The organism is Pirellulales bacterium (assembly GCA_035499655.1).
Classification (GTDB): domain Bacteria; phylum Planctomycetota; class Planctomycetia; order Pirellulales; family JADZDJ01; genus DATJYL01.
Genome location: DATJYL010000118.1, coordinates 1 through 11,314, shown reverse-complemented (window position 1 = coordinate 11,314; position 11,314 = coordinate 1). Strand labels below are relative to the sequence as shown.

The 11,314-nt window shown below is 56.4% G+C and carries 9 protein-coding genes; 3 read left to right on the top strand and 6 right to left on the bottom strand.

Going from position 1 to position 11,314, the window contains the following annotated elements; translation table 11 throughout:
• Positions 1–411: 411 nt before the first annotated feature.
• A complete protein-coding gene (locus VMJ32_08605; protein ID HTQ39076.1) occupies positions 412–3,993 on the bottom strand; it encodes a protein kinase in 3,582 nt (1,193 codons plus the stop codon).
• A gap of 311 nt (positions 3,994–4,304) precedes the next feature.
• On the opposite strand from VMJ32_08605, the gene VMJ32_08600 reads away from it, so the two are divergent.
• The 3 genes from VMJ32_08600 (at position 4,305) to VMJ32_08590 (ending at position 6,675) form a co-directional block, all read left to right on the top strand.
• Positions 4,305–5,540 carry a Glu/Leu/Phe/Val dehydrogenase dimerization domain-containing protein gene (locus VMJ32_08600; protein HTQ39075.1) on the top strand — a complete coding sequence of 412 codons (1,236 nt, stop codon included), beginning with the start codon at positions 4,305–4,307 and terminating at the stop codon, positions 5,538–5,540.
• 67 nt (positions 5,541–5,607) lie between these two features.
• The gene (locus tag VMJ32_08595; GenBank protein HTQ39074.1) at positions 5,608–6,159 is read left to right on the top strand and encodes a cyclic nucleotide-binding domain-containing protein; all 552 of its coding nucleotides are present in this window, start codon (positions 5,608–5,610) and stop codon (positions 6,157–6,159) included.
• Positions 6,160–6,189: 30 nt separating this feature from the next.
• A complete protein-coding gene (locus VMJ32_08590) occupies positions 6,190–6,675 on the top strand; it encodes a hypothetical protein (protein ID HTQ39073.1) in 486 nt (161 codons plus the stop codon).
• A 180-nt stretch (positions 6,676–6,855) separates the two neighbouring features.
• Here the strand turns inward: VMJ32_08590 and VMJ32_08585 are convergent, their stop codons facing one another.
• The 5 genes from VMJ32_08585 to VMJ32_08565 form a co-directional block, all read right to left on the bottom strand.
• Positions 6,856–7,485 carry a hypothetical protein gene (locus VMJ32_08585; protein ID HTQ39072.1) on the bottom strand — a complete coding sequence of 210 codons (630 nt, stop codon included), beginning with the start codon at positions 7,483–7,485 and terminating at the stop codon, positions 6,856–6,858.
• Between the two features lie 86 nt (positions 7,486–7,571).
• Positions 7,572–8,624 (bottom strand): low-specificity L-threonine aldolase, encoded by a 1,053-nt coding sequence (gene ltaE / locus VMJ32_08580; GenBank protein ID HTQ39071.1) that lies wholly within the window; start codon positions 8,622–8,624, stop codon positions 7,572–7,574.
• Between the two features lie 52 nt (positions 8,625–8,676).
• Positions 8,677–9,225 carry a shikimate kinase gene (locus tag VMJ32_08575; GenBank protein HTQ39070.1) on the bottom strand — a complete coding sequence of 183 codons (549 nt, stop codon included), beginning with the start codon at positions 9,223–9,225 and terminating at the stop codon, positions 8,677–8,679.
• A 25-nt stretch (positions 9,226–9,250) separates the two neighbouring features.
• A complete protein-coding gene (locus VMJ32_08570) occupies positions 9,251–10,795 on the bottom strand; it encodes a type I 3-dehydroquinate dehydratase (protein HTQ39069.1) in 1,545 nt (514 codons plus the stop codon).
• A 165-nt stretch (positions 10,796–10,960) separates the two neighbouring features.
• A partial coding sequence (locus tag VMJ32_08565; GenBank protein HTQ39068.1) for a DNA mismatch repair protein MutL occupies positions 10,961–11,314 on the bottom strand: 354 nt, incomplete at its 5' end.

Sequence of the window (11,314 nt, the reverse complement as noted above, 5' to 3'; positions counted from 1 at the left end):
TCGGGTCCCTGACTCTTGAGTGTAGAATCCCTGCGACTACCTTTTAACTCCTGATCCCGAACTCTTGACTCCTGATTTTTAACTGCCGGCTCCTGCCCGGTTGACTTTTGTTTCTCCACCCCGGGAACCGTGGGTTCTCTCTCCTGCTCCCAGCCCGGCGGCGCCTCCACCAACACCATGCTCCCGCACTTCGGGCAGGAAAGAATTTTACCAATCGCCTCCGGGTCATTCACCCGCAAGCTTCGGCGACACGTGGTGCATTGAATTTGAAATGGCTGCACGGACAGCACCCTCTTCATCAATTCCGCAATTGGATGGCCTAATTATCTCTGACCGCACCGCACATCTGTCGTGTAATGATGCATCTGTTCCCGCGCCTGACGAATTTCACGTTTCGCCACTATCACATCGTTATTTTTTGGCTGGCGATTGTTGTAACTCCACGGGCAAAGTGTCGCCGCGCTTGGCGGCCGCCGCCCGGGTCGTGATCCACAGCGTTTCTGCACCCGACGGGTCGGGCTTAACCACATATACCAGTTTACCGTCGGGATTGGCTTTCAGCATGATAATGCGCAAAATTTCGTCCGCTGGCTTGTCTTTTTCATCCAGGCCGAACGATTGATTCTTGGTGATCCCCTCCAGTTGCAGGTCGGGACCGATAATTTGGGCCTTAATCTCCAAATCGTCCGCCAGCATCTGAATCGCCCTTTCCAGCGTATCGCGGGCAAAGCTGAGCGTCGTCACCCGTTTGAGTTTTTGGGTCATGTTTTGCGGCTGGCTATTTTGCCCTGTGGCCTCGGCAACGCTTGCAACGGGTGCGGCCGCCCCTTCCGACAGCGCCAGTTCGCTTGCCAGCAGTAAGTTTTGAGCCGCGGCCGCCGGCAAATAGCATCGCAAAATTGCTTGATCGCCTTCCGTGCCGGTGCGAGTAAACTCATCCAACAGTTTAATCATTTGTGGAAATCGGAGCAGTATGGTCTTTCCATAGTTATCCAAGTTGAGCCCGGCCAGGTAATCCTGCACACTACCGGCCAATTGAGCTACCTGCTGTTTGAATTGGCTAACGACCATCTCCGGCCCGCGCCCCAATGGGCCTTGCACACGCAGCTCCAGAAAGAAGCTGTCGTCCGACAGATGGGCGCTCAGCGCGGCCGACCTACAATCTTCGCCAAAAAAGCGCTGCATTCCTGCCAGCAGCGTTTGCCACGGGCCGCTCGAAGATGACTCCTGGCCAAGGGCCTCCGCAGCGATGTTGGGCATCCACACGAGCGTGGCCATCCGTTTGTCGTCCGATGTGCCTAGCAGCTTTTCAATCGGTCGCTGCACCGGCGGCGGCTGACCCGCCAGTTTGATTACGTCTTGAATCGCCTCCGACGTTCCCAACACCAGCACCTTGCCTTGCTCTTTGGGTGGCATGACAGCCGTCAGTCCCTGGGGAGCTTGATAGATTTCCCAATCGTAATTTTTCATCGACGAAGAAGAGCCCCAGTTCGATAACAGTTTTTCGATCGCCACTGGATTGCTGTAGCGAATCACATACATCGGAAAAATTTCCGGCTCCGCCCCGGCGTCCATTAGGTCGATCCAGCCGATGGTCAACTGCTCGATTTCCGACAGCCGTCCCCCGCTGAGCGATTGAATGTTTCGCAAGATCGCCACTCCCGCAGGCCCTAACGCCATCAAGACTTTTTGTCCATCGGGCCGCTTTAGCAAATCCGCCGGACGCAAAACCAAAACTGCTTGCACCCCCGGCGCTAAGTACGAAAGTGTTAAGGGCGCTCCGTTGGTGGGCGAAGCCCATAAGCTGCGACCGCCTGCCGCCGTTGCTTTTGGCGTTGTTCCCACTGTTTGCGCTCCGCCCGTGCCGGTGGGTTCGGTAACAATCGCGCGATCGGACGGACGAGTTGGATCGGCCACACGGTTTGATTCTCCCGTATCAGCCGAATTGAAATTTCCATCCGAGCCCGCACTGGTGCTTAAATTCGCCGCCAGATCATAGTCGCCAACTTCATTGATGTGTCCCGCCGCGTCGCCAGTTTCTTCGCCGCCTAATTCTCCATGGGATTCCTTTGCCACGTCGTTCGCAGCGATAAACGCATTTCGTTGCTTCACCGCTTCCGCTCCGTCGCTTTTGGCAGGTGGCGAAGCGTCTTGCTTCTCGCCCCCGTCCTTTTGGCTGGGCAGGTTAGCGTCGGCGGGTTTTTTCGCGTCAGAATGATTGTCGACCGGACGATTTTCCTCGGGCTTCGTTTCCACCGGAGCCTTAGATCCATCGGCCGTTGCACCGTTAACAGTTGCCCCATCGCTCGCTGCTCCGTTGGCGGTTGTCCCATCTGCAGCAGGATTTTCGGACTGTTTCTTATTGATCGAGAGCCACAAAAACAGCAAAATCATCATGAACGCCGCCACCACGGCACCGCTCAATAACATCCGTCGCTGACCGCGCTTTCTCCGCTTCATATCGGACGAAGAAAACGGGATTATCGCATCGGCCTCGTCCGGCGGGTATGCCATCCTTTGAGGTGCATTGCCAGGCATGACAATTTGCGGCCGCAGCGTAGTTCCCGAACGATTAGTAGGCGGCGAAGGAGCGAGAGCCCCATCCGGGGTTGTGCCAGGCGCAATTGCGGGCACCGCTGGCCGAACGGGGGGCGAAAATGCCGCAGCAATATCGATACCGGTCTGGGGCGCAGCATGACCCACTCCACCCCCTGGGCTCGTTCCAGGCAACTTCGATGAGGGCGTACCTTGCGATTGCGGCGGCGCATGCTCAGCTAATAATTCCAACCGCGGGTCTTTCTCTTCCGCTCGCATACTGGCTGCCAAGATCGGCGGCGTTTCAATTTCTGGTACCCAATTCGTTTTCGATTCAGATGCCAAATTGTATGGCTGCAACCACGCTTCGTACTCGGGTAATTTGTTCGAAACGGCTGAAGCCGGCCGATGCAACTGGCTCGAATCGAGCTTCTCCAGCACTTGCGCCAGTGCTTCGGCCACCTGACGCGGCCTTTGATAACGCTGGGTCGGATCTTTGGCCATCATGCCGGTCAGCACCTGATTGACCGGCCCCGGCACGCCAGCAGATTCCAATGACGGAATCCGTTCGCTGCTGTGGCTGGCCAATTTCGACAACGCATCGCGACCCGCAAACGGCGGCTTGCCCGCCAACAAATGAAACAGCGTGCACCCCAGCGCATAAATATCAGTCGACGGATTTGGCAAGTAGCCGGTGTGCGCCAACTCCGGCGCTAAATAATCGGCCTGTCGCAGCACCTCCTCGCCGGGGTTCGCGGCCGAAAAATCAATCGCACCCAGCACAATCCGCGGGTCGCGCCCCACCGGCGGCAATAGCAGCTTGACGTTTTCTTCTGCGTCTATCCACATATTCTGTGGGCGAATCGAGCCGTGTAATTGCCGCAGCTCATGCATCCGAGCCACGCCCAGGGCTGCTTGTCGCACCATCCGACAGGCCACGGCCCACGGCAAGGGGCCCGCCGTTAACTGCGCCATGACGCCATCGCCTTGTAAATCTTCCAGCGCCGTGAACTTGAATTGTCCTAAATCGCACAAGTGATAAATCCGCGCTACGTGCGGATGCACGACCTGCGCCGCCAATGCGATTTGCTCAACCGCAATGCCCCACCACTGCGCGTTGCTGACCATAGGCCCGGAATGAAACCACAAAAGCACGCGATGCCGCGTTGCCGGATGCAACGCCCGAAATGCCCCCTGCAAGCGGCCGCTCCCCAAACGGTCGTACACCCGATAATCGCCATAAATAAATGGGCCCGGCTGCCCGGTCAACAAGACTTTGGCTTGGTACCGGCTCAGCACGCCTTGCGCAATCAGCCACTGAGCAAGCGTAGCGACGTTTCCTTCCTCCTCTGCCCCTTTCAATTGGCTGAACCCGGCCTGTAATTTCGGCAGCGAATTGGGCGATGCCAACCGGCTGGCAAGCATCAAGTTCCAAAATTCGGGGATCGAAACGGACATGAATGGTCGATGGGACTGGCTTGCGTTTGTTTAGTCGTGTCGGTTTTCAGAAATGCCTTCGGGATGACATTCCCAGGTCCAGGCCATCCCTATTTATAAGTGTACTCCTTCAAGCCGCCAGATGGCAAAGGTATATGGTTTGGCACAACCGATGTCCAACCACTGAACGCCGCTGCGCCGCAGCATCGGATAATAGGGTGGCAACTTGTTGCTACCGGATGGCAAAGGTAAGATTCCCTGGGAGTTGCAGCCTTCCTCACACCACGGTCCGCATTGCCTTTATATTTTGTAGCCTCACCCAGCACATCACCATGCGCGCTTTTGACGCCACACGGCTATATTTCGATCGGGCCGCCGATCATCTCGATCTCACCGAAAACATGCGCCGCTTGCTCATCACGCCGCGGCGAGAAGTGCAAGTCGAAATTCCCGTCGAACTCGATAGCGGCGAACTGGCCACTTTCATCGGCTACCGCGTGCAGCACGACAATTCCCGCGGGCCCATGAAGGGCGGCCTGCGCTACCATGAGCAGGTCGATATGGACGAAGTCCGCTCGCTGGCCGCGCTGATGACCTGGAAAAACGCCGTCGTCAACTTGCCCTACGGCGGCGCCAAAGGGGGCATCGGCATCGATCCGCACCAGTTCAGCCATCGCGAATTGGAACGCATCACGCGAAAATTCATCGACGGCATTCATGACATGATCGGTCCCGACATCGACATTCCGGCGCCCGATATGGGAACCAACGCCGAAGTGATGGGCTGGATTATGAACCAGTACAACAAATATCACGGCTTTAGCCCGGCCTGCGTGACCGGCAAGCCCGTCGAGTTGTACGGCCTGCCAGGGCGCGAAGAAGCCACCGGCCGCGGCGTTGGCATCTTCGTGCTCAAATTGCTCAGCCGGCTCGGACGCAAGCCGCAACAGTGCCGCATCGCCATTCAGGGCTTTGGCAATGTCGGCTCCCACACCGCCAAGTTTTTGAGCGAGGCCGAATGCCGCATCGTCGCCGTCAGCGACGTCAGCGGCGGTTTCTACCACCCCGATGGCCTTCCTATGAAAGACGTTCTCCGCTATGCCCTCGAACATGGTGGTTCATTAACAGGTTATGCAGGCGGGGACAAAATCACCAACGAGCAACTGTTGGAGCTCGATGTCGAATTGCTCGTCCCCGCGGCCTTGGGCAACGTGATTACCCGTCACAACGCCCCACGCATTAAAGCCCCACTGATTGTCGAGGCCGCCAATTCCCCCACCCAGCCCGATGCCGACGAAATCCTCTCCAAAGCCGGCCATACCGTGTTGCCCGACATTCTGGTGAACGCCGGCGGCGTGACCGCTAGCTATTTTGAATGGGTCCAAAACCGCCAGCATTATCAATGGGGCCTGAACCGTGTCCGGCAGGAGCTCGACGCCGTGCTTTCCGAGGCTTTCCAGCGAGTTTGGGAACTGGCCGAACAAAGGCACGTGACACTTCGTACCGCAGCGTATATCATCGCCATTGGGAGAGTCGGAAGAGCGACCGTTTTAGGAGGAATTTCGTAGCCGTCAGCCCCGGCCGCCGCGCCGGGCTTTCACCTGCGCAATCTCCATTTTCCACAGAGACTTTCCTATGCCTGTCACGCTGAATCTCGAAACGCTCCGCCGCATCCCATTATTGACCGGTCTGAACGAATCCGAATTCCGTCAAATTGCCGAGGTACTCCGCCTCCGCGAATTTGCACCGGGCGAATACGTCATTCGCCAGGGCGATCAATCGCGCGATTTGTGGATTGTGTTGGAAGGCCAGTGCGAAGTGGTGCGGCGATTGAAGCCGGGCGAAGAAAACCATAAACCGGCCGAATCGCTGGTGCTGGCTGTCCTGGAGCCGTACAGCCATTTCGGCGAAATGTCGTTCTTCCATCCCGCGCCCCACTCCGCCGATGTTCGGGCGCGCGGCCCGTTGGAGCTTATCCAAATCACCCATGCCGACTATGCCGACATGATTCAGGAAGGCATTTGGGCCGCCTTCAAGCTGGCCTATAACGTCGTGCAGCAATTGGCCGAACGCTTGCGACGCATGGACGAATGGGTAGCCGAATTAGCGAATAATCCCCAAGCCGCCGCCAACGTGCCCGAGTTCAGCCGCTTCCGCAATAAACTGTTCGACGGCTGGACGGTGTAGCTGTTGTTGACGAAGGAAGAACGCGGAACGATGAACGCCGAAGCGCTGCTGAATCGAGTTGCAAACGTGCTTGCCAAGCATCGTCTGGAAGCGGTCATGGTGGGAAATGCTGCTGCAGCGCTGCACGGCGCTCCGGTCACGACCATCGACGTAGATTTCATGTTCCGCAAAACTGCCGCCAATCTGAAAAAATTAAAAGCTGTGGCAGCCAGCTTGGGAGCAGACATCCTCAAACCCTACTATCCGGTTTCGGATTTGTTTCGTGTCATTAACGCGCAGCAGGGCCTGCATCTGGATTTTATGCCACGGCTCAATGGCATCCGATCCTACGAGGGCCTGCGCGATCGAGCCAGCCCCGTCAACTTTGGCCAGCATCAACTGTTAGTGGCCCGCTTGGAAGATATAATTAAGAGCAAGAAAGCAACCGGTCGACCGCAAGATTTAGCTGTGCTTGATGTTCTGGAGAAAACACTTGAAGCGCAAAACGTCGCCCACCAAAAGAAACCGAGAAAATAAGGCCCTGGCCGCTCTCCAGGCAGAGAACGAGCGGAATTTGCTCGATCAAATCCGCCGTTTGCAAGCCCTGCCGATGAACCAGCGCACTCACTTCCTGCGCGTACGCCACCCCGGTGGCGGTTCGCATATCTGAAATAAGTGAGACTGCTTGTCTGAGCATGCCCGCGTAAGTCATCGGGCTTACTTAAAGGATACTTTCTTCGTGAAGCAACAGTAATTGTATTCATCCAAGCTTTTCAATGGATTATCAGCAAATGAACTGATATTACCGAGCCTCACTATTTGAGCCTGAGAAATGGCCATAAAGGCGACATAACGTTCGCAGTCTAACCGATTTCTATATTGCCCCTTTTCCATCCCATACCCTTTCAGAATTGCAGCATCCCAAAGCGGAAAGAACCTCGGCGCGATTAAGTGCAGGCATTTTGCGGCACCTACTCGTCCCAGAACTTTCTCAAAATCCTGAAACAATTCTTGGATTTTTAGACTTGGGAGTTCGGATACATCTTCGATTATGCAGTTTCGATAGACAAGTAGTTGAACGAGATGTTTTGAAATAACGATTTCAAGTTCGATAAAGTGCTCTTCAAGTGTCTGTTTTCCTTTAGGACCATGAAAACGATAATAGTTCTTGTTCCAAGTCATTAAAAGCATCATCAGAGCGCGAACCAATTCGTCAACCTTCTTTTTTCCTGTTTTATCTTCAAGAACCGCTGTGACGAGTTTCGTTACAGACCAATAGAAAAAATCTCGCGGTTCGATCCGATTGAACTCCTTACGCGCTTTGCGTAATTGCGTGATGGTTGGCATCGGATGTGTCATGATCGAATGTCTCAGCGACGTACCTCGTAAACGCAAACACACTTTCACTTCGGGGCAAACAGTAGTGGATTTTATTATCCGCCAAACGCAACTTTTCGCAATGCTTCCGCTGCTTGTTCAATGTCGGCGCGGCTCACATCTAAGTGCGTGACCATGCGGACCGATTGCGCGGCAATGTCGTAAGTCAGCACGCCGTGCGATTCTAAGCGTGTGGCGAATTCCTCGGCCGTTCCCAGTTTCGGGTCGATATGAAAAATGACGATGTTGGTATCGATTTCAAGCGTTTTCAATTCCAAGCCCGGGCATTGCCGCACAGCGTCGGCCAGAACTTGCGCATGGGCGTGATCTTCCGCCAGCCGTTCGACATTGTGTTCCAGGGCATACAGCGCCCCGGCTGCAATAATGCCGGCCTGCCGCATGCCGCCGCCGAACAATTTGCGGGCCCGATGCGCCTTGACCATCAATTCTTTTGAACCGGCCAAAGCCGAACCCACCGGCGCGCCCAAGCCCTTGCTAAAACAGACGTTGACCGTGTCGAAGTGCTGCGCCCATTTGGCGGCCGAAATTCCCGTCGCCACTACGGCATTAAACAGCCGGGCGCCGTCCAAATGCGTGGCCAGGCCATGTTCGTGCGCCCAGCGGCAAATCCGCTCCACTTCTTCGTACGGCTGAATTTTTCCGCCGCCGCGATTGTGCGTGTTTTCCAGACACACCAGGCGCGTGGTCACCAGATGATCGTCGCCGCCGCGGATCAAATCTTGCAGTTGTTCCAGCCGCAGCACGCCAGCTTCGCCTGGCACGGTGCGCGAAACCAAGCCGCTCAGCTGCGCATAAGCGCCTTGCTCGTAACAGTAGATGTGACTGTTTGTTTCGCAGATGAACTCGTCGCCGGGTAGGCAATGCACGCGCAGCCCAATTTGGTTCGACATGGTGCCGGAGGGGACAAACAGCGCCGCTTCCTTGCCGAGTATTTCCGCCAGCCGCTCCTGCAGGCGGAGCACCGTGGGGTCATCCCCCAGCACGTCATCGCCGACTTCGGCGGCTGCCATCGCCCGCCGCATTTCCGGCGTGGGCCGAGTGACAGTATCGCTGCGTAAATCGATGGTCTTCATCTCGTAGTGGTTCACACGGCAATGATTTGATAATTTTTCAGTCCGCAGCCTCGCCCCGTGATTGGAACTATCCCGTAGCATTCCCGCGAATCCACGCCGTAATTGCGTCCGCCACATCTTCCGCGGTTTTTCTATCGGTATCCACGGTGAAATCGGCGCACTCCTGGTACAGCGGTTGCCGTATTTTCAGCAGCCGTTTCACTTCATCGACACCGCCGGCAGCCGTCAAGTTCGGCCGCCGTGCTGCCGTGGTGGTATCGGCCTGAATGCGCTGCCACAACGTCTTGGGCGATGCTTTAAGCCAAACCGTTCTCGCGCAATTGAACATCCGCGCCCTCAGCAACTGCTGCTGATTTTCTTCTCGCAACACCACCCCACCCCCCAGCGCCAACACCTTTTTTTCGCGCCGCAGCAGTTCTTGCAGCACGGCGGTTTCCAAGTCGCGGAATCTCTCCTCCCCGTCGTCGGCAAATATGGCGGCGATCGATTTGCCGGCCCGCAGCTCAATCTCCACGTCGGCATCGACCCAATCCCAACCCAGCCGCAGCGCGGTCAATTGCGCCACGGCCGTTTTGCCCGATCCGCGATATCCAATCAGCGCAATCAACGTTGGCATGGTGGAGGTTACATGGAGGAGAAGTTCACGCTTTCGCCGGCCCAATGGCGCGCTTCAGCGTGTCGCGCATCAGTTCCCACGAAGCGTTTTGACCGGTGAACAACTTGAATTGCAACAGCGCCTGCCGCACAAACATTTCAATTCCGGTCACCACGCTGCAGCCTTGCGCCTTGGCTTCCTTAATCAGCAGCGTGTTCTCCGGATTGTATACCATGTCGAACACCACCACCTGCGAACGCAAATGGCCGCGAGCATAAGGCGTTTCGTCCACGTTCGGGTGCATTCCCACGGGCGTGCAATTCACCACAATGTCCGGCGAGATCGCGTGTCGGTTGTTCCAGTCGATGCAATCGCAACCCATGGTTTGCGCCAACTGCTGGGCCCGTTTTAGTGTGCGGCTGCTAACCACCACTTTGGCGCCATTTTTTTTCAGTCCATAAACCATGGCCCGTGCGGCCCCGCCGGCGCCCAACAGTAGCGCAGTTTTTCCTTGCAAACCGTCCTCGGTCGGTTGATGCTCGGCCGCCACCGATTGCACACTGGCCAAGTGTTCGTCAACATCCAACCTATGGATGGAATGCACTCCCCGTAATACGCTTTCCAGGGCGGCCCGGAAATCGGTGTTGTAGCCAATTATCTCGTCTCCTTCAAACACCAGCGTGTTGGCCGCGCCAATAGCTTTTACCGCCGGATCGAATTTCGTCAGCCGCTTCAGCACCGCTTCCTTGTGCGGAATCGTGACGCTCAGCCCGCGAATACCCCACTGCTTGGCATCCGTTAAAAACTGATCTAAATGCTCCGCCGGCACCCGGAACGGCACATAGACGGCGTTAATTCCCGCCTGCCGCAGTGCCGTGTTATGTACCAACGGGCTCAAGCTGTGCCCAATCGGATCGGCAATCACTCCCAACACCGTCGTCTGCGCATCGATTTTGTCATAGTGATAAACGCTGTTCATTTCTTCAAAGCTCAACTGACCCGGCGCTAGCAATCGCTCGTGATGGAACGAGGCATAGGTGAAAGGCGCCCCAAACCGCCCGCACAAAATTCGCGAAGGAGTTCCCAAATCCCCCATGCACATCCCCACTGTCGGTACTTTCACCGATTGCACCAGTTGCATCATCCGCAAATTATCGTGCGGGCTGTTCGCCATGGTAGTGATTTTAATGATGTCCGGATCGAGCGCCGCCAACCGTGCGTGAATGGCCGCCAAATCGTCCGGGGTTTGACGGAAATCGTGGTAGCTGACAATCCGCTTGGTCTTGCCGTACCGGCCAATCGCTTTGGCGGTGTCTTCCTCCAGATCGACGTAATCGACGCCGTCGACAATGGCGGCCCGCAACAGCATGTGCCGTTCTTGCTCCGTCCCCTTCCATTTACCCCCGTCAATATCGCGGCGAATGGTCAAGACAATCGGGCACGGCCGTTCCGTCATCAGCCGTTTGAGATTGATTTTTCCGTTGATGTAATCCAGCCGCAGTTCAACGAGTTTCGCTCCCTGGCTGACCAGATGGCGATGCTCCGCGATCACATGCCGGTGCCGGCCCCGGCCTATGGAGACACAAATCATAAATCAAAGATGAGAATCGAAAGGGACACGGTCCGAAGTATGAAAATCTATAAATGACGATTCGCCGGCCGAGAATCGGCATCAGCCATTCCAGCCACGGGGCGAACCATTAGATTATACGTCAATCCGCGGCCTTTTCCGACACTACGTCAGTCAAGCGGCCATTCACGTTCGCAGAAACTGCCGGTCCAACTCTTCCCGGGTAAATATCAGGGCCGTCGGCCGACCATGTGGGCAATGATGGCTATCTTGGGCCAAATGCCGCATTTCCACCAGCGCCGCCACTTCCTCCGCCGACAGCCGGTCGCCGGCTTTGATCGCCGCCTTGCAAGCGATCATGTGCAGCAATTCGTCCACCATGTCCCGGCGGTCCGGCGTTTTGCCCTCGGCCAACAGCCGCGCCACCAAATCGTGCAACACTTCAGCGGGCCGAAAATTCGCCAACATCGCCGGATACGACGTGACCAACACCGTGTCGCCGCCAAAAGGGGCCACCTCGACGCCCAGTTTCTTGAGCAG